This window comes from Halococcus saccharolyticus DSM 5350 (assembly GCF_000336915.1).
GTDB classification, from domain to species: Archaea; Halobacteriota; Halobacteria; order Halobacteriales; family Halococcaceae; genus Halococcus; species Halococcus saccharolyticus.
This window is the reverse complement of sequence record NZ_AOMD01000030.1, coordinates 146,718-172,038: the sequence shown is the minus strand read 5'-3', so window position 1 is coordinate 172,038 and position 25,321 is coordinate 146,718. Positions and strand designations below refer to the sequence as shown.

Here is a 25,321-nt window from a genome sequence, read left to right as displayed (position 1 = left end):
CCTAACTGTATCGGCAACACGGGTCGCGACGAAAGCCGAGTACGTCGAAGCAGGGCGTCAGTCGTCCGCTGGGATCGGGGTGCCGTCGGCGCGGGCGGGCGTCGGCCGGTCGTCCATGTCGTCCTCCTCGGCGTAAGGATACCACGTCATCTTCGTGTTGTGCATGAACGGGTCCTCGTAGTCGGTCTCTTCGGGATCGGCGAGCGCTTCGAGTTCGTCCTCGTCGCGTGCGGCGATGAACTCCCGGAAGCTCTCGGAGCCGTCGGATTCGTCCTCGTAGGCCGCGAGGACGTTCGCGATGTAGCCCGGCACCTCGTCGGCCGCGACTCGCATCGCGATCCAATCGGCGAAGTGAGGGTTCTCACCGAGTCCGCCGCCGAGCCCGATGTCGAACGCCTCGACGGGTTCGCCGTCCTTTCTGGTCTTCATCCCGCGCAGGCTGATATCGGCGATCTGTGGCTGTGCACACGACGCGGTACAGCCCGAGAGGTGAATGTGGAAGTCCTCGATCCCGTCGGGAAGCTCGACGTTCTCCTTGAGCCAGCGGGCGTACCGGACCTGGCGGTTTTTCGTCTCGACGATCGAGAGCGAGCAGTATTCGGTTCCGGTGCAGGCGATCGAGCCGCGCATGAACGGATGCGGGTCGGGCGAGTAGTCCTCAAGAAGGGGTTCGTCGAGGAACGCGTCGAGATCGTCCTCGGGAACGTCGGTCACGATGACGTTCTGGCGCTGAGTCAGCCGGACCTCGCCCGAACCGTACTCGTCGGCAAGGGCGGCGAGTTCGAGCGTGTCTTCGGCTCCCATCCGCCCCACAAGGACGTCGAGGCCAACGTAGTAGTTGCCGTCGGGCTGTTCGTGGACGCCGACGTGGTCGCCGTGTTCGTCCTGGCGGCCCGCGTTGTAGGTGTAGTCCTCGCGGAGGTCCTCACCGGCCGTGGGGAGCTCGTAGTCAATGTACTCCTCCTGAAGCGTCTTGCGGATCTTCTCGGTGCCCCACTCGTCGACGAGGAACTTGATGCGGGCGTTGAACCGGTCGTCGCGGTCGCCGTGGTCCCGAAAGAGTGCGGACATCCCGGCCGAGACCTTCGGCGCGTCCTCGGGCGTGCAGAACACATCGATGTCGCGTGCGAAGCGCGGTTCCTTCCGCGAGAGACCGCCGCCGACGCGGACGTTGAACCCCATCTTCTTCTCGCCGTCGATCTCCTTTTCGGCAGGTTCGAACGCGAGGTCGTTGATGTCGCCCTGGCCGCAGCCCTCGTCACAGCCCGTGACCGAGACCTTCCACTTCCGAGGCATGTTCGAGTACGCCTCGTTACCCTTGAACTCCTCGTGGAGCTCTTCGGCGACCGGCCACGCGTCGACGTGTTCGTGTTTGTCCTTGCCTGCGACCGGACAGCCGACGATGTTGCGCCACGAGTCGCCGCAGGCCTGGATGGTCGACATCCCGTTCGCCTCCAGCTTCTCGAAGATTTCCGGGACGTCCTCGATCCGAATCCAGTGGAGCTGGATCGACTGGCGCGTGGTCCAGTCGCAGTACGCGCCGCCGAACTCGGGGTTGTCGGCCGGACCGCGGGCGTACTCGTCAGCGATCTCGCCGACGACTTCCAGTTGGCCGGGCTTCAGTACCCCATTGGGCGTCCCGATCCGCATCATGAAGTAGCTCTCCTGGCCGTTTCGCTGGTGGTACAGCCCCCACCATTTGAACCGCTCGAACCACGCGTCGTGTTCGTCTTCGGGGATCGCCTCCCATCCCTTCTCGGCGAACTCGAAGAGATGCTCGCGGACCTCCTCACCGTAGACCTCGTCTTTCCAGCCCTCGACTTTACTCGGCATACCGCCACCAAACGCCCGACGCCTAAACCCTCGCCCGTGGCGTCAATCCTCCCCGCGTCTCGCCGGATGAAGAGAATGTTGCCGGTACGTCGGGTCGTCGGGGGGGTTACTCGGAACGAGCGAGGCGCGTGCGCCGGCGGGGGACGTGGACGCTCTCGGGAACCACGGAATAGAACTCGCCGTCGCTCACTCGACCGACCGTGAGCCAGCCGGTGACACCGCTCGCCCCACAGGCGATGCACTGACCGGCGATTCGGGCCTCGATGACGGGGGGATCGACGCCGACCTCGACGAACCCTTCGGCGAGGAAATCCGCCATCTCGCAGGCACAGAAATCGTGGCGCGCGAGCCACCAGAGGTCGCCGACGTTGACCTCGCGAGTGTCGTTGACGCTGATCCACGCCCCGTCGTCGAGCTGGTGGACGTCGATTGGCACAGCCGTCCTCGACGCCGCGACCCCCTGAACCCATCGACCGCCGATCGGCCCCGACCGTCCACAGGTCCGGTGACGCGTGGCAGCGACGGAATCACCCGAAGGCGTCGGCATCGGCCGTGATTCGGCCGTCAGGTATCTCGACAACTGTTGCCGGTAATCGAGAGTCTGGGTAGGGTTTACAGGTGGGCGCGGCCTTATCCGGGCTACTAGCCTACGGGGGAGTGATGAAAGAGAACGACGGCGAACGCCAACACGTGTCGGCGGACGTCGCACCGGAGCTGTACGACGAATCGGGAGCGGATCGATGAGCGACCCGGAGCCGGCCGAAGAGCAGCGGGAACCGAACACGGATCATCTCGACGACGTCGACGACGGGTGTGGCTGCACCGAGATCTGGGAGCATCTCTCGGAAGAGCGCGAGGCGAACGCCGACTGACGATGTGCGGCTGACACACGGCGGCGGGGTACTTTTCATTCGTCGTCCCCACGAAGCGGTATGAGTCCTGACGGCGCGCCCGATGGGACGAGGACCGATCGCGACTCGCCCGTCGGCGAGCCGGTGATCCGGGGCGATCCCACCTTTGCCGGCGAGCGCGCACGCGAGGCCGTCCAGTTCGATCCCGACGATCCCGAGAGCGTGGCGCGCGCCGCCGAGATCGTCCGGTCGTTCGCCGACGATTCCGTGGGTGACGCCGACAGCGTCTACATGCTCCGTGGGGCGGCAGCGTGTGCGGCGCTGGTTCGCGGCGAAGGCTCGTACAAGGCCGCGGCCGAGCGCACCGACGGCGACGCCACGGTGTCGTTCATCCGGAAGTGGGCGCGGGTCCACGACCTCCCGCGATCGATCCGCCAGTACGTCGCCACCGGCGAGATCGCCCCGACCGCGGCGAAACACATCGCGCGAGTCGCGGGCGAGGCGCGCTTCCTGCTCGCGTGGGCGACCCTCGACGCCGATCTCACCGTGCGGGACGTCCGATCGATCGCGAGCGACATCAACTCGGACGTCCCGCCGGAGCGCGCCCTCGCCGCCCACGGTGTCCCGCCCGGCGAGGTGACGCTCGACCTTCCGTCGGAGACCTACCGCGAGCTCAGACGCCAGGCCGCCCTCCGAGGCGTCGATCCGTCGGCACTCGTCGCCGAGGCGCTCGACGCCTGGGAACCGACCGAGGACTCGCCGCCGGAACGGTACTGATTTAGGCACGACGGCCCGAGCGCGGGTGTGGGCTGGTAGCTCAGTTAGGCAGAGCGTCCGGCTTTTAACCGGACGGTCGGGGGTTCGAATCCCTCCCAGCCCGCTTCTGCTGCGGTTTCACGAGCAGAGCGAGTGAAACGTCGTGACGAGCGGAGCGAAGTCACGGAAAACGGACGCGAGCAGCGAAGCGGCTATCGAGGGTTCGAACTAGAGCAGACGCGCGCAGCGAACGCGAGCACGTCTGCGCGTGGTTCGAATCCCTCCCGGCCCGTCGAAGCACGTCGAGCAGACACGAGACGCTCCTGACGGTTCTACGAACGAAACGAGGGACGAAGAGAGCCGCGAGAGGGACGACGCTCAGCCCAAGAGAATGATTTGGAGATTCAGCCTCTCACGGGCATGTACGCGAGCGCCGCGATGAGGATGGCAGCGAAGATGCTGATGATGATGATCCCCCAGAGACCGAGGATCCGGTCGTGGAAGTCCTGGACATCGGCTAGCTCTTCCTGGTAGCCGGCGACGTCCTGAGAGAGCGTGACGGTACTGTTGTCCGCGCCGAACTGGGCGACGTACGTCGTATTACCGACAGTGACGTTTTCTCCCGCCGCGATTTCCATCGATTCAGTCTGGGGGCCGGTCCACGCGAGCGACACGCCGCTCGTGTTGACGCCCGAGACGGTCGTGGAGTTGTTGGCGTAGGGGAACTCGTCACCGACCGAGACGTTCCGGGTTTCGGGCGTCGGCAGATACTCGCCGAGCGGCTGGGTCGTGCCGTTCTGATACCGGACGTACTGAGTCCCGTTGACCCCGGTCAGCGCCGTGTTCGCGACATCGGGATCGGCTCGTAGCCGCTCGTTCACGTCGAACGACTCGCGGAGCGTGAACGAGGTGAGGTTCACCGTGGATGCGTTCCCGGCCGACGCGTTGCCGCCGGAGGTGTTGCCCGTCGATGCGTTACCGGAGGCATTTCCGCTGGAGGCGTTGCCCCCGGAAGCGTTGGCGATCACGACCTGGAAGCGCGTTCCGTCGGAACCGTTGGACACTGCTCCAGACGGAGTGGTAGTCGTGGGCGCGCCTGGCGTCGTGGTCTCGGCTGCGCCGCCACCGCCGGAGCCGTTGGGCGCTGACCGATAGGTCTCGTTCTGATAAAGGAGGGTGGAGTTGTTCGCGAACGAGGTGCTGAACTGGACCGATTCATTGACCCGCGATACCTCGCCGGAACCGTCGCTGACGTTGACCGTCCACGCCTGTCCTCCAGCCTGAAGGGTGTCCCCTTGAGCGTAGCTCTGACCTTCGATCGAGGCGGTCGGTTCCTCGGCCACTGCGATCAACGAGTACGCCGCAATCGCGACCACCACGAAGAAGACGATGTAGACCGCCGCAGCCCGTCGTTGCATACTCGGCGCGAGGATTGCCCGCCGTTTAATCGTTGCTCTTCGCCGAAGCGATCCGGGAGCGAACCCATCACAGAGCCCACCGATGATCCAGCGGCCCACTCAAATCGAACGACTGCTATCAGTGAGTTTGATCGACTCGTTCTGGCCATATAGATTGAAAGTAACAACACAATATCTGACACAGAGCAATGGAAGGATTGTCCCTATTTTGCAGAATTTTTGATGGGAGATCGGCAACACAATATCGGAGATACGGCCAACAGCACCGCGTTGTGGAACATCTGCCGGACGAATATCGCATATTGAGCATAGCCATTAGAATTTCTGAATTGTGTCTGTAAGATCGGCAAAAAGCACGAATATTGTCTTTTTAAACACTAAATCATAATTCGTTATTTTTACCCCCAGATTGCTTCAATATCTTTATTTGTAATTGTGCGAAAATTGAGTTTGTTTTATCAGTACTGGCCCTCTCAATTCAAAACGGGTAGAAATTTTTGATTTGTTTTGAAGTTTGTGCTGAGGTTGGTGAGTGATTGTGAACTCGTTTTCCAATGAACGCGATTCGCTCGCATCGCCACGATTCGGTCGTTCGGAACACGAGAACGGACAGATTCGTTCGTCAGTGTAGCGATCGGATCGAACTAATATACACCCTAAGAGTGTATAAGATCGTGAAGAGTGTTCTTCATTCGGTGGCCGGCCTCGAGTTACGTCATCGTCGGATACCGGCATCACAGTCTATGTACTGGCTGTGTTCACGATTTGAGGGGGTGTTGTGTAGCAGCGGGATTTATATAGAGGGACGAAATACTCCGGGTATGGCGATGGAGCACGTCACCACGCTCGAGTGTACGTTGTGTGGTACCGAGTACGACCCGGATCAGATCATCTACACCTGTCCCGAGCACGAGGGGGTCAAGGGCATCCTCGAAGTCGAGTACGATTACGACGTTATCCACGACAACTTCGACGCCGATCTCGACGGCAACATCCGGAGTCAGTGGAAGTACAAACCGTTCCTGCCGGTCCACGACGACGCGGAAGTCGTCACGCTCGAAGAGGGTGGATCGAGTCTGCTCGATGCACCAAACCTCAGCGAGGAGCTCGGCGTTACTACACTCATCAAGGACGACGGTCGGAACCCGACGGGCTGTTTCAAGGATCGAGCGAGCTCGGTCTCGGTCACGAAGGCCAAAAACGACGGTCGCGACATCGTGATCTGCGCGTCCACTGGGAACGCCGCCGCCTCGCTCTCCGGGTACGCTGCCCGCGGCGGGCTCGACTGTCGCATCTTCGTGCCGGGCGACGCGCCCGAAGGCAAACTCGCCCAGCCGCTCGTCTACGGCGCGGACGTCCTCGCCGTCAACGGGAGCTACGACGAAGCCTACGACCTCTCGATGGAAGCCACCGAGAAGTACGGGTGGTACAACCGCAACGCCGCAGTCAACCCCTTCCAAGTTGAGGGCAAACGTACGGTGGGCCTCGAACTCGCCGAGCAGTCGGCCGTCCGCGGCGAGGTCCCCGACTGGTTCGTGTTCTCGATGGGCGATGGCTGTACGATCGCGGGCGCGTGGAAGGGGTTCCGGGAGTTCTATGACCTCGATTACGTCGAGGACACCCCGAAGATGCTCGGCGTCCAGGCCGAGGGTGCGAGCGCGATCCACGACACGTTCCACGAGCACGACGACATCGACGAGATCGCCGACACGCTCGCCGACTCGATCGCGGTCGGCCGGCCCCGCAACACGATCAAGGCCTGCCGCGCGCTCAAAGAGAGTGGCGGGACCTCCCTCCTCGTTTCCGACGACGACATCCTCGCCGGCGAGAAACTGCTCGGCTCTACCGAAGGGATCTACGCCGAACCCGCAGGTGCAACCCCCGTCGCTGGTGTGAAGGAAGCGCGCGAGCGCGGGATCATCGCGGACGACGAGACGGTCGTGATCTGCACGACCGGCTTCGGGCTGAAGGACACCGAAAGCGCGAAACAGGCCACCGGCGACGCCTACCGGGTCGACCCGCGGATCGAGGAAGTCAACGATCTCTACGGCGAGGCCCAGCCCGCCGCGGCCGACGACTGACGAACGGACTCGCTTTGACTGTCTTCGGATCGATAACGACCCATCACGCTTCTTTCGACGAGGGCTAGCTGAACGGTTGCGAGAGCGACGCTATGGTGAGTGAGAACCTGGACAACGGCTGGAAAGCGATGGGATTACCTTCTACCGGACGGAGACGCCAGTATGCAGGTCGTCGTGCCGTTCGATCCCCAGAGCCCGAAGACCAGGCTCGCTGGGGTTCTCGATCCGACCGAGCGCAAACGCTTCGCCCGTGCTATGCTCCGGGACGTTCTCGATGCGATCACGGCCACCGGAATGGCCCCGACTGTCCTCTCGACGGCCACGCTCGACATCGACGCCGAGACGCGGCTCGACGAGCGTCCGCTGACATCGGCCGTCAACGCCGCCCTCGAAGACGCAGGCTCAACACCGGTCGCCGTGGTGATGGCCGATCTCGCGCTCGCGACGCCGGCAGCACTTAGCGAACTGTTCGAGACGGAAGACGATATCGTGCTCGCTCGCGGGATCGGCGGCGGGACGAACGCGCTGGTGGCGCGTCATCCGGACTTCCGGGTCGACTACCACGGCGCATCCTATCGCGACCATCACGCCGTGGCCGACGCCGTCGGTGCGTCGACCGCCGAGATCGATTCGTACCGTCTCGGGATGGATATCGACGAACCGGAGGATCTCGCGGAGTTGTTGCTGCACGGCGACGGTCACGCGGCTCGCTGGCTTCGGACGGCCGGTGTTCGACTCGTCGAGGAGCAGGGACGAGTGTCGGTCGGACGGGAACCGATACCAGTGACGACGACGGCCGAGTCCGATGCTGCTGACGATTGAGAGAGTTCCCTGCGGAACGCCGTTCGGCGTTCGGCCGTCGTTTGACTGCTTGCACACACTCCAGAAACGTTAAGCCGGGCCGGCGTGAGGGTGAGCGCGTGAAGCGCATCATCAGTACGGACGACGCACCGGCGGCGGTCGGCGCGTACAGCCAGGCGACCACGAACGACGATCTCGTCTTCACTGCGGGTCAGATCCCGTTCACGCCCGACGGCGACTCGCTCGCCGACGAGGACATCGCGACACAGACCGAACAGTCACTCTCGAACGTCGAAGCCATTCTCGCGGAGGAGGATCTCGATATGGGCGACGTGCTCAAAACCACCATCCTCCTCGCCGATATCGACGATTTCGACGAGATGAACGAGACCTACGCCGGCTTCTTCGACGACGAGCCGCCCGCCAGAAGCGCCTTCGAGGTGGGGAACCTCCCGAAAGGCGTCGGCGTCGAGATCGAAGCCATCGCGTCCCGGTAATCCACCGGGAAAGCCCTGTTCGGGCGGGCGAGCCGGTAGTTCGTCGAGCCCGATCGGGACTCAACGATCGTTTCTTCCGGGAGACGTTGAGGGAGGACTCGCCCAGTCTACAGCCAGTGGCGGCAGCAGGTGATTCCACCGTGTCGTCACGGCAATCATCGGTACTACTAATTGGCTCTGCTCCAGAGCGAACGCAATGGCGGAAGCTCGCGAAACCCCGGACGATCTCCCGCGGACGGTCGGCCTCCGTGACTTGCTGTTGTTGAGTGTCGGCGGAATGATCGGCTCGTCGGTGTTCTTCTATCCCGCGTTCACCGGCCAGTGGATCGGTCCGGCGGCGATCCTCGCGTGGCTCGTCGCGGGCGTCGGGATGGTGAGTATCGCGCTCTGTTACACCGAGCTCGCGACTGCGTTCCCCCACTCCGGCGGACCGGCGGTCTTCCCGGCCGAAACTCTCGGCTCGAACGGGCTCGTCAGACAGTTCTTCTCGTATCTGGAGGGTACGTCGTACGCGCTCGGCTGGGTGTTCGGCGTCGCGGTTTCGGCGTGGTACGTCGCGAACTACCTCGGCGCGATCCCGTCGCTCGCGGGGGTTCGGTCCCACACCGTGCTGTTCGGGCTGCTCGCGATCGTCGCGAGCCTCGGCGTCACGCTCGCCGGGATCGACGTAACCAAACGCACGAACCTCGTCCTCACCGCGCTCATCCTCGCCGTGCTCGCGGTGGTCGCGGCTCTCGGGTTCGCGAACGGCGAGCCGGCCAACGCCACCCCCTTCGTCACTGGGAGCAGCACACAGTTCCTCACCGCCGTCGGCGTCGCGATCACCGGCTACGGCGCGTGGACGGTCGTTCCCGCGGCCGCGGGCGAGGTGAAACGACCGGCGTGGACGATCCCGCGCGCGATCGTCGGGAGTCTCCTCACCACCACGCTGTGCTACACGGCGGTCGTGGTCGCACTCCATCTCTCAGTCCCCCCGAGCGCGTTCGCGAGCGGGAACCTCGTGATGGTCGCGCCGCTCTCGGCGGTCGTCGTCGACGCGGGACTCCCGCTGCTGGCGAACTACGCGCTGCCCGTCGCGGCGCTCGTCGCCATCTTCACCACGATGCTCGTCGGGATGACCGGCTCCGCGCGCGTCCTCCGTGCGCTTGCCGAACGCGACACGTTTCCGACCGCGTTCGCCGCGACGAGCGACAGGACGAACGCGCCCTACGTCGCACTCTGTGTCGTCGCGATCGCCGCTGCGGCCGTGGTCATCGGCAAGCAGGTCGTCGGCGGGATCGTGCTCGCCGCGCTCGTCGGCACCGTCCTCCCGTACGCCATCAACATCGCGTCGTTCGTCGGCCTCCGGGTCTACCGGACGGACGTGACGCCGTCCTTCCGTGCACCCGGCGGCCTCCTCACCGCCGCCGTCGCGCTCGGCTTCCTCACGCTCCTGGGACTCGGGCTCTCGATCGATTACCCGGTGGCTGCCGGTCTCACTGTTGCGGCGCTCCTCGCCGGGTTCGTCGTGCAGTACGTGTTCGGCGACGTCACGACGGCGCTCGACCGCGAGAACGCCTGACGCGTTCCCGCGAGGAAAGCCGGCTGGACCACGTTACGCGCGCTGGTAACGACGACGCACCTGCCGGGTCGCGCTCAGATAGCTCAGCGGTAGCCGTCGGCGAACTCGTCGATCATGAGCTTGACGTCGTCGCCGAGCGGGTAGAGCACCGGACACTGACACCCGGACTCGGTGTACTGGCGCACCTTCTCGCGGCACTGCTCGGGCGTGCCGCTGGCCGAGAGCTTGCGGACCACGTCGTCCGGGATGTACTCCATCCCCTTCTGGATGTCCTCCTCGTCGGCGGGCCACCCACCGATCGCGTCGCCGACCTCGTCGATGAGGTCCTGAGAGACGCCCGAGGCCTGCATGATGTGGGGCTGCTGGCCGAGGTACTGGGTGATGAGTTCGCGCGCGTTGTCGAGCGCTTTGTCCTCGTCGTGGTCCATCGAACAGACCACGAGCTGGGGCCGATCGATGTCGTCGAGCGAGCGCCCGCCGCGCTCCGCGCCGGTTTCGAGCGCGTCGAGCGCCTTCTCGTTGTACTCGGGGCTGACGAGGTAGTTCATGAGCGCGCCGTCGGCGAAGTGACCGGTGAGTTCGAGCATTTTGAAGCCTGTGCCGCCGACGTACACCGGCACCGTCCGCGGTCCGGAGTCGCCGTGGACGATGTCGAGTTCGACGTCACGCATGTCCACGAACTCGCCGTCGTAGGTCACGTTCTCCATGTCGAGGAGGTCCTGGGTGACCTCGACGCACTCGCGCATCGCCCGCAGCGCGCCGCTGCGATCGATCCCTACCTTCTCCGCCAGCGGGTCCCACCACGCGCCGACCCCGCACATGATCCGATCGGGTCCTGCCAGCTCCTCCAGGGTGCTCATCGTCTGGGCGATCAACGCGGTGTTGCGTGTCCAGTTGTTGATCACCCCGGAGCCGATCTTGATCTCGTCGGTGACCGCAGCGTAGGCCGCCATCGGCGTGACGGCATCGCGCGCGAGGCGGGATTCGGCCTGCCAGATCTCGTCGAAGTTCTGTTCTTCGGCGTACTGTGCGATCTCCATGTTCTCGCGGATCGAGTGTTTGTCCTGTAGGTACAGGCCCACTCTGTCTGAGTCGCTGCTCATAGCGGTTCCTCCCCTCCTACAACAACCACCTTGAAAAGCGTATGGGTCCGCGTGGCGTGACGGTCGGTCGCGAACATCACCGTCTCCCGACCGGCAGTCTGCCGAATGTACGGTCGGTGGACGCCCCGATTACGCACTCGTTGCGGGTCGAACTGCGTCGACGGAAGTTTTATTCGAGGGGCCGTCACAGGTCACACCATACCTGCCACTGCCAGGTAGGGAGAGTCGATACCATGCAAACTGATCTCCGCGGTAAGGACATGATCACGACCCAGGAGTGGTCGAAGGACGAGCTCACCACCGTCCTCGATGTCGCAGACCAACTGAAAGCCGAGTTCGCCCAGGGCGACTGGAGCCACTACGACGCGCTCACCGGGCACTCGCTGTTCGAGCTGTTCTACAACACCTCGACCCGCACTCGCAACTCCTTCGAGGCGGGCATCAACCAGCTCGGCGGCTACCCCCACATCATGTCGCCGGACCAGCTCCAGCTCGAACACGGCGAATCCGCCAAGGAAACCGCGAAAATCCTCTCGCAGTACGGCCACGCGCTCGCAGTGCGCGTGCTCGGCGGCGCGGTCGACTTCGAGTACCCCCGGGGGACCGAAATCATGCGCTCGTATCAGGAAGGGGCCGATATTCCTGTCTACAACATGCAGTGTGACACCTATCACCCCTGTCAGACGCTCGCCGACCTCCAGACGGTGCGCGAGCACAAGGGTGCGATCGAGGACCAGAACTTCGTGATCTCGTACGCCTACGCGCCCGAGGTCCGGCGACCGGTCAGCGTCCCTCACTCGTCGGTTCTCGGGTTCACGAAGATGGGTGCGAACGTCACGCTCGCCCACCCCAAGGACATCGATCTCGACCCGGAAATCGTCGATCAGGCGGAGGACAACGCCGAGACGGCGAACGTCGACTTCACGATAGAGAACGACATGGAGCGGGCGTTCCGCGACGCCGACGTGGTCTACCCGAAACACTGGGTTTCGTACAAGGTCGGCGAGCGCGGCACCGACGCCGAAAAGGAGATCCACGACCAGCACACCGACTGGATCTGCGACGAGGCAATGATGCGCAACGCGAACCCCGACGCGAACTACATGCACTGCCTGCCCGCGAAGCGCGGCTTCGAGGCAACCGACGCGGTGATGGACGGTCCCCAGAGCGTGATCTACGACCAGGCCGGCAACCGGATGCACGCCCAGAAGGCGCTGATGGCGCTCACGATGGGCGGGCGCGGCTGGTAAGCTCGTGACTCGAGAATCCGAATCGGGAGCGGAACCGGAATCCGAAGCCGACGAAGACGCCTCGGAGTACGAACCCATCGGCGACGACCCCAAGTTCGATCTCGACGTCGAGCCGCCTCGGTTCTGGGGGACGCCGCGCGAGAAGCCGCTGTGTGTGGTCGCTCTCGGCGGGAACGCGATCAAGCCGCCCGACGCCGAGGGCACCTTCGCCGAGCAGATGGAGGCGGTCGAGCGAACTGCGGCCCAGGTCGTCGAGCTGATGAAGGCGGGCTACAAGGTCGTCCTCACCCACGGCAACGGCCCGCAGGTGGGCTCGCTCCTCCTCCAACAGGAGCAGGGCGAGCCGCCGGCCCAGCCGCTCGAAGCCTGCGGCGCGATGTCCCAGGGCTGGATCGGGTACATGCTCTGCCAGCAGATGTACCGCCAGCTCGAACAGCGCTGGAAGCACGTCCCGGTGGCGACGATCCTGACCCAGACCGTCATCGATCCCGACGATCCGGCGCTTGAGAACCCCACCAAGCCGGTCGGGCCGTTCGTCGACGCAGCGAAGGCCGACGAGATGCGCGAGGCTGGCATGACAGTCAGAGAGGTCCGCGACACCGGCGACACCGACTACCGCCGAGTGGTTCCCTCGCCAGAGCCGAAGGGCATCGTCGAGGAAACGCCCGTCAAGCGGTTGATCGACCAGCGCGACCTCGTGATCTGCGGCGGCGGCGGCGGTGTGCCGGTCGCGCGCCACCGCGGCGAGATCGACGGCTACGACGCCGTCGTGGACAAGGATCGACTGACCCAGGTCATCGGCCACGTTCTCGACGCCGACATCCTCGTCATCCTGACCGACGCCGACGGGGCGTACGTCGACTTCGGAACGCCCGACGAGCGCCGGATCGACGAGGCGAGCGCGGCCGAGATGCGCGAGCACCTCGACGACGGCCAGTTCCCCGAAGGCAGCATGGGTCCGAAAGTCGCGGCCGCCTGCGAGTTCGTCGAAGGTGACTCGGAGCGCGAGCGCCGCGCGGTCATCGCGTCGCTCGACAACGCGGTCGACGCGCTCGAATCCGGCGACGGCACCACCGTCGTCGAGTAGCGAACGCCCGCCACTCCGTTTTCCAGACAGCACACCCATCGTGAGTCGCTGAGCCGCGCTGCTGGGACGATCGACGGCGGCGAAAAATCGTCGGTCGGAAGTCGGTGGTCGTGGATCGGGTGTCTTCGAAGCCGTCGGCCGTTCAGAGCTCGCGGCCGAGCGCGGCGTTGACCGCACACGCGTCGATGACGTCGTCGACCTCGACCTGGTCCCGGGCGGTGTGGGCGTACTCCTCCCACGAGGGGCCGAACCCGATGGTGGGGATCTCGGCGACGCCCATGGTGTAGTTCCCGCTGGTCGAGAACGTCCACTTGGTGATCTCCACCTCGGAATCGAGCACGCTGTCGACGACCTCGTAGGTGTCCTGGACGAGCGGGTGGTCCTCGTCGAGCAGCCACGTCGGGTAGTACTTCTTCGACTCCATCTCGTAGCCCGTCCACGACGGCGTGTCGAAGTTCAGGGTCTCGATGGTCGCCTCGACGTCGTCGCCGTACTCGTCGACAGCGGCGTCCACGGCGTCTTCGAGCTCGGTGTGGGCGGTCTGTTCGTTCTCGCCGAGAGTGAGCCGGCGGTCGACATAGACCGTCGCGGCCGCCGGGACGGCGTTGTTCGAGGGCGTGTCGACCTCAAGGTTCGTCGCGGCGACGGTGCCCGCCCCGAGGAACTCGTGATCCGCGGTCTCCTCGTTCAACTCCTCGATGCGGTCGACGATCGACGCGGCGTGGTACAGCGGGTTGACGCCGCGCTCGGGGGCGCTCGCGTGACACGATGCGCCTTCGAGCTCGATCTTGAGCTCGCAGCGTCCGCGATGGCCGCGCTTGACGTTCATCTCGCTGGCCTCGCCGATCACCACTCGCTTGAGATCGATATCGAGCTCCTCGTCGACGAACTCCATCGCGTGGCCTTCACTCACTTCCTCCATCAGCTCGCCGGTGACGTAGACGTCGTGCTTGGGAGTGACGTCGAGCGCGGCGAGCGCGCCGCCGCCGTAGACCTGAGCGGCCATCGCACACAACATGTCGCTTGCGCCGAGGCCGTACAGCGTGCCGTCCTCGATCTCGCCGGCGTAGGGATCGTGTTCCCACGCGTCGCGGTCGCCGTAGCCCACCGTGTCGATGTGGGAGTTGAGCATGACCGCGCCCTCGTTCTCGCCCTCGATGACGCCGTGGACGTTGCCGAGGTCGTCGAGGAAGACCTCGTCGTAGTTTAGCTCCTCCATTTCGGCCTGAATTCGTTTGGCGATCTCTTCCTCATCCTCGCCCACGGTGGTGGCCGACGGGATCGCAATCAGGTCCTGAAGGAATTCGATGCAGTCCTTGCGATGGTCCGATACCCACTCCTGGATGGCGGGCTGTGCGCTTTCGACGCTCATCGTGATCGGTCGTGTGTTTTCCACTCGGCATCTTATAGCTACCGGAGCCGACAAGGATTGACGAACGCCACCACGAAGCAACGCCGGACCAGGCGATCGAACCGCTGTCGCTGAAAGCAGCGCCTTCGCGGCCATCGAGACCGGCTGTGCATCCGGAACGGCCGTCGGCCAACGGCTAGCAACCTTTTTGTTCGTCGACCGGCGACCGGTACTCGGTTATGCTATTGGCTGGCACCGTCGTCGCCGACGCGCACACGGTCATCCACGACGGCGCGGTCGTGGTCGAGGACGACCGGATCGACGCCGTCGGCGACGCAGCGGAGCTGGAGGATCGCTACCCCGACCACCCGACCGCGGAGTACGACGTACTCGCACCGGGCCTGGTCGGCGGTCACATCCACTCGGTCCAGAGTTTGGGGCGAGGGATCGCGGACGACACCGCGCTGCTGGACTGGCTGTTCGACTACATCCTCCCGATGGAGGCGACCCTCGACGGCGATCAGATGGAAGTCGCCGCCAAACTCGGGTATCTCGAACTCATCGAGAGCGGGACGACCACGTGTGTGGATCACCTCTCGGTCGCCCACGCCGATCGAGCGTTCGAGGCCGCCGGCGAGCTGGGGATTCGTGGGCGACTGGGGAAGGTCCTGATGGACAAGGAATCGCCCGATGGCCTTCTCGAAGAAACTGACGCAGGCCTCGACGAGAGCGAGCGGCTCATCCGGGAGTACCACGGCGCGTTCGACGACCGCATCCGATACGCGGTGACGCCGCGGTTCGCGGTGAGCTGTACCGAGGAGTGTCTCCGGGGCGTTCGCGAACTCACCGACCGGTACGACGGCGTCCGCATCCACACCCACGCGAGCGAGAACGAGGACGAGATCGCGACCGTCGAGCGCGAGACCGGCCACCGCAACATCCACTGGCTCGACGAGGTCGGGATCACCGGCGAGGACGTCGTGCTCGCCCACTGCGTCCACACCGACGAGACCGAGCGCGAGGTGCTCGCCGAGACCGGCACCCACGTCACCTACTGCCCCTCCTCGAACATGAAGCTCGCCTCGGGAATCGCACCGATCCCGGACTACCTCGACCGCGGAATCAACGTCGCGCTCGGCAACGACGGGCCGCCGTGCAACAACACCCTCGACCCGTTCACCGAGATGCGCCAGGCGAGTCTGCTCCAGAAGGTCGATGCGCTCGATCCCACGAGCACGCCCGCCGAGACGGTGTTCGAGATGGCGACGATCAACGGCGCGACCGCTGCCGGATTCGAACAGGTCGGGAAGCTCCGCGAGGGGTGGAAGGCCGACATCGTCGGGCTCACGACCGATCTGACGCGCGCGACGCCGCTGCACGACGTCCTCTCACACCTCGTGTTCGCGGCCCACGGCGACGACGTCGCGTTCACGATGGTCGACGGCGAGGTGCTCTACGAGGACGGCGAACTCACGGTCGCCGACGCCCGTGCGATCCGCGAGGAGGCTCGTGCTGTCGATCTCGACCTCGACGCGGTCGCCGACGAGCCGGTTCCATGAGCGATCGCGTCGACACCGTCGTGCGCGGGACGCTCGTGAACGTCCACACCGGTACTCTTGAGGACGGGGCGGTCGCAATCGACGACGGAGTCATCGTCGCGCTCGACGAGCGGCCGGCCGAGCGCGAGATCGAGGCCGAGTATATCGCACCCGGGCTGATCGACGCCCACATGCACGTCGAGTCGTCGATGGTGACGCTGCCGAGATACGGCGCGGCGGTGGTCCCGCGGGGCGTGACGAGCGTGATCCACGACCCCCACGAGATCGCGAACGTCTGCGGCGCGGCTGGCGTCCGGGCCGTCATCGAGGACGCCGAACACACCCCGCTCAAGGCGAGGTTCACCGTACCGTCGAGCGTGCCGGCCTCGGGCCTTCAGGACGCCGGCGCGACCCTCGACCCCGACGCCGTGGCGGAACTGCTCGACGCGCCGGACGTGGTGGCGCTCGGCGAGGTCATGAACGTTCCTGGGGTGGTCGCCGGCGATTCGACTGTTCACGCGAAGATCGACGCCGCCCGCGAGCGCGGACTACCGGTCGACGGCCATATGCCTCGGGTGCGGGGAGCCGATCTCCACGAGGCGGCGCGATACCTCGACTCCGACCACGAGAGCATCACGCTCGACGAAGCGCGCGCGAAGGCCGACGTCGGCCTCCGGGTCTACCTCAGAGAAGGGTCGTCGAGCAAGAACCTCGCCGATCTGCTCGGCCTCGTTGAAGCGGTCGGCAGTCGGTGGCTGTCGCTCTGCACTGACGACCGCGACGTGACCGACCTCACCGAGCACGGCGGCGTCGATTTCGCGGTCGCGAAGGCAATCGGTGAGGGAGTCGATCCCGTCACCGCAGTCCAGCTGGCGACGATCAACACCGCCGAGAGCTACGACCTCCCGTTCGGACGGCTCCGGCCAGGTTCGCCCGCCGACCTCGTGCTGCTCTCCGATCTCGACTCGTGGACCGTCGAGCACGTCCTGATCGACGGCGTGCTCGATCCGACCACGGACCGCGAGAAACCACCGTCCTCGACTGTTCCGACCGACACCGTCTCGTTCGATCCAGTCGACGGAGCGGACCTCGCGATCGAGGCGACAGGGGGCGACGGCCCGGTTGCGGTGCGGGCCATCGACGCCATCGGTGGTCTCCAGACCGCACGGCTGGAGACCGAGGTTCCCCGGTCCGAGGGCGTGCTTCGTCCCGACACCGACGAAGACGTGCTCTCGCTCGCGGTGATCGAGCGCCACGGCGCGGGCGGCGGCGTCGGTCGCGGGTTCGTTCACGGCCTCGGACTCGACCGCGGCGCAGTCGGCAGCACCGTTGCCCACGACGCCCACAACGTCGTGGTCGCGGGCACGTCCCACGAGGCGATGGCGAGGATCGCAAACCACCTCCGAGAGATCGGCGGCGGCGTGGCGGCCTACGACCCTGAATCCGGAGCAGCAGACGCCGAGGAGGATGGGATGACCGCACTCTCGCTCCCGGTCGCGGGGCTCATGTCGGACGAGCCGCTCGAAACCGTCGCGGAAGAGTTCGGCGCGGTCGAGGACGCAGCACGAGAGATCGGGCTCGATCACGACGGCGGCATCATGGAACTCTCCTTCCTCTCGCTCGAAGTCATCCCCGAACTCCGGCTCACCAACAACGGTCTCGTCGATGTCGTGTCGATGGAGTACGTCGATGCGGTCGTCGAGTGAGTCGAATTCCGTCTCACGTCACACCAGTCATCAAGCTTCGACGACGGCGATCGTGTCGTTTCGGAGCGAGGCGACGATCCCGCGATCGAAGCGGTTGGTGTGCTCGAACGCGACTTCGAGCACTGCCCGTGCAGTCCGGCGGTCATCGGCGGCGTCGGCCTGGTTTACGAGCGGGACGACCCGCGCCGACGCGGGCACACCCTTCAGGCCGCCGTCGGGATGGGCCAGCACCCGCCCGACGGCGTCGGCGGTGAGACGCTCGCCGCGCGCGAGCCCCGTGAGCGCGGCCACGCGCTCGACCCGGTGAACGTGTTCTTCGTCGAGAGGTTCGCCGACGACGCCGACCGAGACGACAGGGACGACGGTGGTGCTCGCGCTCGGAATCGCGGGCTCGTCCGAGCCAGGCGCTTTGAACCCGCGGCGGCGCGCGCCGTCGGCCTTCACGCAGAGCCAGTCGAACCGACTCGACTCGAAAGCGTCGTCGATCACGCCAGGCGCGAACCCCCGGACTTTCTCGGCGGCGCGATCGGGGTTCGGAACCTCCTCACGTGCGAACGCGACCGGCGAGTCGTCGGTTCGAGCGAGTTCTTGCCCGAGGTGTTCAGGCTCGGCCAGCACGAGTGGGTACTCCGGCGGCGGGGTGTGGGTCGTGGTGGTGTACCCGGCCCAGAGGTCACGGGCGTCCGCCTCGCTCACTAGGCGACCCATTGCAGTCTTCTTCCCACCGGCCCCGACGAACGCGACGAGTTCGGGCGTCGAGAGCGAGAGGGCGGCGGCGAGTCGCATATCCTGCCGTACTCGCCGTCCGACATGAGCGTTGTGCCGAAAAGCCCGACCGCCGTCCGTCGAGTCGGAACGATTATGTGACGGCGGATGCCGTGTCGTGACATGGGTCGGTCAGCCAGCGGTCTATCGAGACGTGCAGCTTTGGGTACCATCGCGACAGCAGGAGTAGGAACACTGGGTGGATGTCTCGGCTCCGTGGCCTCCTCGGAGCAACTGGAGATGACCGTCGGGATCGTTCCGGACGTCGACCCCGACACGGCGATCGAGAAGAACCAGGCACTCAAGTCCTACCTCGAAGGGGAACTCGACGCGTCGGTGACGTTGCGGACGACGGCGGACTACGCCGGCCTCGTTCAGGCGATGAGCGCCGAACAGGTCGATTTCGCGTACTTCGGTGGCGTCTCGTACGTGCTCGCCCACCACCGAGCCGGGGCCGAAGCCGTCGTCGTCGGCTCGAAGAACGGCTCGACGAAGTGGCACTCGGCGTTCATCACCCACGAGTCGACCGGTCTGTCGAAGATGAACGACGTCGCCACCTCAGCGGACGAGTTGGATCTCGTCTTCGGCGATCCGATCAGCACGAGCGGGACGGTGATGCCGACGCACTATCTCCGGAACGAGTACGACCTCGCCCCGAAGCGGGACTTCGCGAACCTCACCCACGTCGGCGCGCACGATGCCACGGCGAAAGCTATCGCGAACGCCAGCGGCGACGTGGGGGCGCTGAACGCCCGCATCTACGACGCACTCGTCGAGGAGGGTTCTATCGGCGAAAGCGTCGTCGAACTCTGGCGGACACCCGGATTCGCGGACTACCCATGGGCCGCAGCGAAGACGCTCGACGCCGACACCCGCGACGCCATCCGCACGGCGTTCACGGGGCTCGACGAGAGTGGGAAGTCGACGATCCTCGACCAGCAGAACGTCGACGAGTACGTCGAGACGAGCCACGAGCAGTTCGAAACGCTGGATTCGGCGGTTCGGACGATGGGGTTGCTTGACTCGGAGAACGCCGCAGCAACGTCAGCGAATGAGTCCTGAGCTGACGCTCGACGGCGTCACGAAATCGTTCGGCGACGACGGGGCAGTAAGGGATGTCTCCCTCGGAATCGCCAGCGGCGAGCACGTCGCCGTCGTCGGCCCTTCGGGCACGGGCAAGACCACGCTGTTGCGCCTGGTGAGCGGTGCGATCCAGCCCGACAGCGGTCGCGTGCTGCTCGACGGCGAGCCCGTGGTAGGCGACGCGGTCGCGCTCGCCTACCAGGGCGAGACGCTGGTCGGACGGCGCACCGCCCTCGCGAACGTGCTCGCCGGGCGGCTCGGCGCGCTCCCGTGGTGGCGTGGTCTCGTCGAACCGCTCGCGCCCGTGGACCCGGACCCGGCGCTCTCGTTGCTCGATCGTGTCGGCCTCGCCGAGAAGGCCGACGCCCGCGTGAGTTCGCTCAGTGCAGGCCAGCGCCAGCGCGTCGCCCTCGCTCGCGCGCTCGTCCAGGACGCGCCGATAGTGTTGGCCGACGAACCCACCGCCAACCTCGATCCCTCGACGACCGCGACCGTGCTCGACGTGCTCGAGGAGTCGGTCGGTGACGGCACGCTCGTCACCGTCCTCCACGACGTGCGCCTCGCGCGCGAGCGCTACGACCGCGTCGTCGGACTCGCCGACGGCCAGGTGTGTTTCGATCGTCCCGCCACAGCGGTGACCGACGCGCTACTCGACGAGCTGTTCGGGCCGGATATGGACGCTGCGAAGGCAACGACCGAATCGCCGTCAGTTACCGCCCCGCGCTCGACAGTCGCCGAGACTCCTTCAGCGGTGGCTCAGACGACGAACGACGATGATGGAACCAGCCCCGAAGAGAGACCACCCTGGCATGTCTGAACGCACCGAGCGACGATCGGCGGTCGCAGGCGAGCGCGGCGGAGCCCTCTCGAAGCGGACGCTCGGCCGGGTGCTCGCGCTGGGGATCGTGTTGCTGGCTGCGGCGTGGATCGCGGAGGTCGACTCGCTCGCGCTCGTCCGGCCCGACGCGCGGTCGCAGATGTGGGCGTTCGTCGCGGAGGGATTCCCGCCGGACGTGACCCGGGACTACCTCCTCGGGCGGTCGCTCCGCGACGGGCTGCTCTGGGCGGTGGTGGAGACGCTCGCCATCAGCGTCGTCGGGACCGCGCTCGCGGTCGTTCTCGCCGTTCCCCTGGCACTCGCGAGCGCGGCGACCGTGACGTATCGGGGACCGCTGTACGCGAACGCGTCGCCCGCACGGCGCGGGCTCGGCCGCACGATCCACCGATTTGGAAGAGTCGTGCTGAGTTTCCTCCGGTCGGTGCCGGGCCTGGTCTGGGGCTTTCTGTTCGTCACCGCAGTCGGTCTCGGTCCCTTCGCCGGCGTGCTCGCGCTCGGGGTCCACAACGCCGGCGTGCTCGGCAAGCTCTACGCCGATTTCCTCGAAGACGTCGATCCGGTGACGACCGAGGCGGTCGCGTCGAGCGGTGCGAGCCGGATCCAGGCGGTGTGTCACGGGATGGTTCCGCAGGTAACTGCGACGATGGCCTCGTACACGCTGTATCGCTGGGAGTGTGCCATCCGCGCCGCGACGATCCTCGGGTTCGTGGGGGCGGGCGGGATCGGCTACTACCTCGTGATCTCGATACGCCGACTCCAGTACCAGCAACTCCTGACGGCCGTCCTCGCGGTGTTCGTACTCGTGGTCGTCGCGGATCACCTCGCCGCACGGCTCCGGACGCGGCTCGCCTGAGGACAGTTGGGACCTGTGCCAACGACATCGTTATACCCTCGCACGAAAAACGGGACCCATGGAGGAAGTCGACGTCACCGGGGCCGTCTGCCCGAAACCGGCGTTGATCGTTCGGCGGTGTCTCCAGGAACTCGACGCGGGCGACGAACTCCTCGTGACCGGCGACTACCCGCCCGCCGAGCGCAACCTCCGGCGAACGTGTCACAAACACGGCTTCGCCGTGACCGACGGCCCCGACGACACTCCGGACGACACCTTCCAGCTACGCATCGGCGTGACGGAGGAATCCGCGCTCGACGAGCGCCGGAGTCGCGCCTGAGATGGGATCGCCTCAACTCACCGACCACGCCGAACTCCACGGCTGTTCGTGCAAGGTCGGCCGCGCCGACCTCGAATCGCTGCTCGCCGAGACGGGGCTCGACGCCGATCAAGACGGCCTGCTGTTCGGCGTCGGCGAGGACGCCGCCGCCCGACGGCTCACCGACGACCTCGCGCTGGTCTCGACGATCGATTTCTTCACGCCCGTGATCGACGATCCCTACGACTTCGGCCGGGTCGCGGCGTGCAACGCCGCGAGCGACGCGTTCGCGACCGGCGCGGTCGACGGGCTCTCGGCGCTCTGTGTCCTCGGCCTCCCGCGTGACCTCACCGACGTCGCCGCCGAAATCCTCACAGGGATCACCGACGCGATCGAGGGGATGGACGGTGTCGTCGCCGGCGGCCACACGGTACTGAATCCGTGGCCGTTGGCCGGGGCTGCCGTCGACGCCGTCGCGCCGCCCGACGCGTTGCTCACCGCCGACGGTGCACAGCCAGGCGATCGGCTCTACCTCACCAAACCGCTCGGGACCCAGCCTGCGATGGGCGCGCTCCGCGTGCGCGACGGCGAGTTCGCCGACCTCGTGCGCGAGACTGCGACCCGCGAGGTCGAGACGGTCGGCACGGAGGCGCTGTCCTGGATGACGACGCCGAATCGTGCGGCGGCACGCGCAATACGGGAGGTCGAGGTGTCCGCGGCGACCGACGTGACCGGGTTCGGCCTCGCCGGCCAGGCGGCCGTGATGGCCGAGCGCGCTGGCGTCGGGATCGAGATCGAAACGCTGCCGGTCATCGACGGTACGCCCGAGCTCTCGGCGCTGTTCGGCTACGGACTAGAGGACGGCGAGAGCGCCGAAACCAGCGGCGGGCTGCTCGTGGCGGTGCCCGACGACCGCGCAGGCGACCTCGAACACGCGTTCGCCGACCGCGATGTCTTCTTCCATCACGTTGGCACCGTTCGCGAGGGAAGCGGCGTCTCGCTCGACGGTGCGACGATCGAACCGGTGCAGCGGTAGGCGACGCTCGCCGTGGTTTTTGTCGTCCGAAGAATCGTTCGAGCTGCGGTAGCGGCTACTGGAACCGGACGCCGAGGTCGTGCATCCCGTCGTTGTTCATTGCGAGGTTGATGAGCAGCGGCGTGATGCTCTCGATCTCGGCGCTGTTCGCGAGCGCGCCGGCGTCGAGCGCGCGCAGTCCCTCGATCTCCTCGGCGAGCTCCATGAGGACGCCCTTCGCGTCGGCGTCGTCGCCCGAGACCACGACATCGAGATCGAGTTCGCGGTCGAGATCGGTGAGCGCGCCCGCCGCGAGGTTTTGGAACGCGCTGACGACCGGCACCTCGTCGGGCGTGACGGCCGCGACCGTCTCCGCGACGCTGCCCGCTTCCGGCGTGTCGTAGTGAAAGCCGGTTTCGTCGCGCGCCATCGCCACCGCGGGGCTGACGACGATCGCCTCCTCGGCGAGGTCGTCGCGCACCGCCTCGATCGTGTCGGCGGCGTACGCCGGTGGAACGCTCGCCACGACGATCCGACTCCCCGCCGCGGCATTGGCGTTGTCGGTTCCCGAAACGTCGGTGTCGACGCCGCGCTCGCTAAGGCGATCCCGGTAGTCGGCCGCGCGAGACTCGCCTTTCTCGGCGTTCCGGGACCCGATCACGATCTCGTGGTCGGTGTCGCGTGCCCATCGAAGCGCCATGCCTTCACCGATGTCGCCGGTACCGCCGAGTAGTGCGACTCGCATACTCGCTCCTCGCCCGACGGTAGCAAAAACGTACCGTCTCCGGCAGTATGCACGGATCGGCGTGGGTTCACTCCAACTGAAGTAGTGCTTCGAGCACCCCGCCGCCGAGACACAGCGCCTTGTCCGAAATCTTCCGGTAGTCGACCGCCTCGCCACGGGGATCGACGTCGCCGAGCTTGGTCCCCTCCTCGACCGCGACGCCCGAGTGGACCAATCCCCGAACCAGGCCATCGATCTCGGCCTCGACCGAGTCGTCCGCGACCGTTCCGAGCCGATCGCCCGCCACGACGCACTCCCCGATCTCGACCGTCGGCTCCCACACGCCCGCGGTCGGCGCGTAGAACACCCGTTCGTGGGTGTACCCCTCGCGGGTTCCCGGCTCGCCGTCGTACGCGCTCGCGGTGCCCTCGTAGAACACCCGACCGAGCTCGTGGCCGCGATCGGTCTCGACCACCGCATCGACGTCCGTGCCAGCCTCGAACCCCGGCCCCAGGCCGATCACGACGTCCGCGTCCGCCCGTCGGGTGCCCGTGTCGTACTTGCCCTTCGCCATGATCGCATCGACCACCCCTTCAGGATCGAGTTCGTCGATGACAGCCCCTTCAGGGTCCGCGAGCACCGGCACGTCGCCATCACGAAGCACGCCGATCGCGTCGTCGATGCCCCCTACATGTCGGCCGACGACGCTCTCGACGCTCACCTCGCCCTCGTAGATCGCCGTCCCGAACGCGACCGCCCGGCGGACCACGGTGGGCTGCTCGACGTCGGTCACGACCACGGGGTAGCCCGCGCGGTGGAGGCGGTAGGCCACGCCGCTGCCGAGGTCGCCGCCGCCGCGGACCACGACACAGTCGTCGAGGGCGAGCGTCGCCATCCGGTCGCCCGACGCGCCGTGGCGATCCCGACTCATCTCCGCGAGGACCGAGAGCGCGACGTCAGCAGGGTTACCGCCGCCGAGATCGAGGCCGATCGGCGCGCGGACGCGCGCGAGATCGGACCACGCGTAGCCGTCGTCGGCGAGCGAGTCGAGGACGTGGTCCGCCTTCGTTGCGGAAGCCACGAGGCCGACGTAGCCCGCGCCGGCGTCGAGCGCCGCGCCGACCGCGCGTGCGTCGAAGGTCCCGCTCCGGGTCGCCACCGCGACCGCACTCTCGTCGGTGAGCGCGAGGTCGGCGAGCGCCGCGCCGTAGTCGCCGTGGATCGCCTCGGTGGCGTCGGGGAAGCGCTCCCCGTCAGCGTACTCCTCGCGGTCGTCGATCACGGTCACGTCGTAGCCCAGCCGCTCGGCGAGCGGAGCGAGTTCGGTCGCGATGTGGCCGCCACCGGCGATCGCGAGGCGTTTTCGTCCACGGAGCCGATCGACGAACACGTCCATCGATCCCCCGCAGACCATCCCGGTGTTTCCGTCGGGATGGAGTTCGTAGGTCCGCACGCCCGGCTTCTCGTCGCCGTCGAGCACTGCTCGGCCGGCGTCGATCGCGAGCCCCTCGACGCTGCCGCCGCCGATGGTGCCGTACTCGTCGTCGTCAGTCACCAGCATGCGCGCGCCCACTTCCCGCGGCGCGCTGCCGTCCTTGCCGACGACCGTGAGCAGCGCGACCGACTCGCCGCGCTCGGCCAGCGTGTGCGCACGCTCGAAGACGCTCATGCGAACGTCTTCACCTCGTTGGCGAAGAGGCGCTCGATCAGGTCCTCGTAGGTGATCGGTTCGATGCCGTCCGGGAGGTCCACGCCGCGAACGTCGACATCGCGTTCGACCGCGTAGATCGGGACGTCGAGATTGGGGTCGAGCAACACGCCGTCCTGGATCAGGACGATCCGTGCGTTGTCGTCGCGCGCTGCGGTCCGGAGGCCGAGGTCAGCGAGCGGTTTGTCGATGAGATATAGCATG

General features: G+C 66.2%; 24 protein-coding genes and 1 tRNA gene. 16 read left to right on the top strand and 9 right to left on the bottom strand.

Features of this window, described 5'->3' with window-relative positions; genetic code table 11:
* Window positions 1-57: 57 nt before the first annotated feature.
* Window positions 58-1,833 (bottom strand): nitrite/sulfite reductase, encoded by a 1,776-nt coding sequence (locus C449_RS14455; protein WP_006078779.1) that lies wholly within the window; start codon window positions 1,831-1,833, stop codon window positions 58-60.
* A 106-nt stretch (window positions 1,834-1,939) separates the two neighbouring features.
* Entirely contained in the window at window positions 1,940-2,269 is a 330-nt protein-coding gene (locus C449_RS14450) for a hypothetical protein (RefSeq protein WP_049914290.1), read from the bottom strand.
* A 304-nt stretch (window positions 2,270-2,573) separates the two neighbouring features.
* Between C449_RS14450 and C449_RS18880 the strand changes: the two genes are divergently transcribed.
* From C449_RS18880 to C449_RS14440, 3 genes are all read left to right on the top strand, one after another.
* Entirely contained in the window at window positions 2,574-2,705 is a 132-nt protein-coding gene (locus C449_RS18880) for a hypothetical protein (protein WP_005044950.1), read from the top strand.
* A 60-nt stretch (window positions 2,706-2,765) separates the two neighbouring features.
* On the top strand, window positions 2,766-3,461 hold the full coding sequence (locus C449_RS14445; RefSeq protein WP_006078777.1) for a DUF7119 family protein: 696 nt from the start codon (window positions 2,766-2,768) through the stop codon (window positions 3,459-3,461).
* Between the two features lie 29 nt (window positions 3,462-3,490).
* A tRNA-Lys gene (locus C449_RS14440) sits at window positions 3,491-3,564 on the top strand.
* Between the two features lie 280 nt (window positions 3,565-3,844).
* On the opposite strand, the gene C449_RS14435 is transcribed toward C449_RS14440, so the two are convergent.
* Complete coding sequence (locus tag C449_RS14435) at window positions 3,845-4,858, bottom strand: hypothetical protein (RefSeq protein ID WP_006078776.1); 1,014 nt, start codon at window positions 4,856-4,858, stop codon at window positions 3,845-3,847.
* Between the two features lie 821 nt (window positions 4,859-5,679).
* Here C449_RS14435 and thrC point away from each other — a divergent pair.
* From thrC to C449_RS14415, 4 genes are all read left to right on the top strand, one after another.
* On the top strand, window positions 5,680-6,939 hold the full coding sequence (gene thrC / locus C449_RS14430; protein WP_006078775.1) for a threonine synthase: 1,260 nt from the start codon (window positions 5,680-5,682) through the stop codon (window positions 6,937-6,939).
* Window positions 6,940-7,101: 162 nt separating this feature from the next.
* Entirely contained in the window at window positions 7,102-7,761 is a 660-nt protein-coding gene (cofC, locus tag C449_RS14425; protein ID WP_006078774.1) for a 2-phospho-L-lactate guanylyltransferase, read from the top strand.
* A 98-nt stretch (window positions 7,762-7,859) separates the two neighbouring features.
* A complete protein-coding gene (locus C449_RS14420; RefSeq protein WP_006078773.1) occupies window positions 7,860-8,237 on the top strand; it encodes a Rid family detoxifying hydrolase in 378 nt (125 codons plus the stop codon).
* Between the two features lie 196 nt (window positions 8,238-8,433).
* Window positions 8,434-9,798 (top strand): APC family permease, encoded by a 1,365-nt coding sequence (locus C449_RS14415; RefSeq protein ID WP_006078772.1) that lies wholly within the window; start codon window positions 8,434-8,436, stop codon window positions 9,796-9,798.
* A gap of 83 nt (window positions 9,799-9,881) precedes the next feature.
* On the opposite strand, the gene C449_RS14410 is transcribed toward C449_RS14415, so the two are convergent.
* Entirely contained in the window at window positions 9,882-10,901 is a 1,020-nt protein-coding gene (locus C449_RS14410) for an LLM class flavin-dependent oxidoreductase (protein ID WP_049914289.1), read from the bottom strand.
* A gap of 233 nt (window positions 10,902-11,134) precedes the next feature.
* Between C449_RS14410 and C449_RS14405 the strand changes: the two genes are divergently transcribed.
* A complete protein-coding gene (locus C449_RS14405) occupies window positions 11,135-12,151 on the top strand; it encodes an ornithine carbamoyltransferase (protein WP_006078770.1) in 1,017 nt (338 codons plus the stop codon).
* A 4-nt stretch (window positions 12,152-12,155) separates the two neighbouring features.
* Entirely contained in the window at window positions 12,156-13,238 is a 1,083-nt protein-coding gene (gene arcC, locus C449_RS14400; RefSeq protein ID WP_006078769.1) for a carbamate kinase, read from the top strand.
* A 142-nt stretch (window positions 13,239-13,380) separates the two neighbouring features.
* Here arcC and C449_RS14395 read toward each other — a convergent pair whose 3' ends face one another.
* Entirely contained in the window at window positions 13,381-14,610 is a 1,230-nt protein-coding gene (locus tag C449_RS14395) for a YgeY family selenium metabolism-linked hydrolase (protein ID WP_161606460.1), read from the bottom strand.
* Between the two features lie 218 nt (window positions 14,611-14,828).
* Between C449_RS14395 and C449_RS14390 the strand changes: the two genes are divergently transcribed.
* Both C449_RS14390 and ade read left to right on the top strand, forming a co-directional pair.
* Window positions 14,829-16,148 (top strand): 5'-deoxyadenosine deaminase, encoded by a 1,320-nt coding sequence (locus C449_RS14390; protein ID WP_006078767.1) that lies wholly within the window; start codon window positions 14,829-14,831, stop codon window positions 16,146-16,148.
* Entirely contained in the window at window positions 16,145-17,833 is a 1,689-nt protein-coding gene (gene ade / locus C449_RS14385) for an adenine deaminase (protein WP_006078766.1), read from the top strand. Before C449_RS14390 ends, ade begins: the two co-directional genes overlap by 4 nt.
* Before the next feature lie 30 nt (window positions 17,834-17,863).
* On the opposite strand, the gene yqeC is transcribed toward ade, so the two are convergent.
* Window positions 17,864-18,619, bottom strand: coding sequence for a selenium cofactor biosynthesis protein YqeC (gene yqeC / locus C449_RS14380; protein WP_006078765.1), 756 nt, complete (start codon window positions 18,617-18,619; stop codon window positions 17,864-17,866).
* 87 nt (window positions 18,620-18,706) lie between these two features.
* Here yqeC and phnD point away from each other — a divergent pair, with 87 nt between their 5' ends.
* Genes phnD through selD form a run of 5 tightly spaced genes read left to right on the top strand, consistent with a single transcriptional unit; the run spans window position 18,707 to window position 22,706 of the window.
* Window positions 18,707-19,660, top strand: coding sequence for a phosphate/phosphite/phosphonate ABC transporter substrate-binding protein (gene phnD, locus C449_RS14375; protein ID WP_338035218.1), 954 nt, complete (start codon window positions 18,707-18,709; stop codon window positions 19,658-19,660).
* Entirely contained in the window at window positions 19,650-20,498 is an 849-nt protein-coding gene (locus C449_RS14370) for a phosphonate ABC transporter ATP-binding protein (protein WP_006078763.1), read from the top strand. The genes phnD and C449_RS14370 overlap by 11 nt, the downstream gene beginning before the upstream one ends.
* Window positions 20,491-21,372, top strand: coding sequence for a phosphonate ABC transporter, permease protein PhnE (phnE, locus tag C449_RS14365; protein ID WP_006078762.1), 882 nt, complete (start codon window positions 20,491-20,493; stop codon window positions 21,370-21,372). The genes C449_RS14370 and phnE overlap by 8 nt, the downstream gene beginning before the upstream one ends.
* A gap of 58 nt (window positions 21,373-21,430) precedes the next feature.
* Window positions 21,431-21,691 (top strand): sulfurtransferase TusA family protein, encoded by a 261-nt coding sequence (locus C449_RS14360; protein ID WP_006078761.1) that lies wholly within the window; start codon window positions 21,431-21,433, stop codon window positions 21,689-21,691.
* Window position 21,692: 1 nt separating this feature from the next.
* Window positions 21,693-22,706 (top strand): selenide, water dikinase SelD, encoded by a 1,014-nt coding sequence (selD, locus tag C449_RS14355; RefSeq protein WP_006078760.1) that lies wholly within the window; start codon window positions 21,693-21,695, stop codon window positions 22,704-22,706.
* A 55-nt stretch (window positions 22,707-22,761) separates the two neighbouring features.
* Here selD and npdG read toward each other — a convergent pair whose 3' ends face one another.
* From npdG to C449_RS14340, 3 genes are all read right to left on the bottom strand, one after another.
* A complete protein-coding gene (npdG, locus tag C449_RS14350; protein WP_006078759.1) occupies window positions 22,762-23,430 on the bottom strand; it encodes an NADPH-dependent F420 reductase in 669 nt (222 codons plus the stop codon).
* Window positions 23,431-23,497: 67 nt separating this feature from the next.
* Window positions 23,498-25,078, bottom strand: a complete 1,581-nt coding sequence (gene yqeB, locus C449_RS14345) for a selenium-dependent molybdenum cofactor biosynthesis protein YqeB (RefSeq protein WP_006078758.1) — start codon at window positions 25,076-25,078, stop codon at window positions 23,498-23,500.
* Window positions 25,075-25,320, bottom strand: a complete 246-nt coding sequence (locus C449_RS14340; RefSeq protein ID WP_006078757.1) for a hypothetical protein — start codon at window positions 25,318-25,320, stop codon at window positions 25,075-25,077. The genes yqeB and C449_RS14340 overlap by 4 nt, the downstream gene beginning before the upstream one ends.
* Between the last annotated feature and the right edge of the window lies 1 nt (window position 25,321).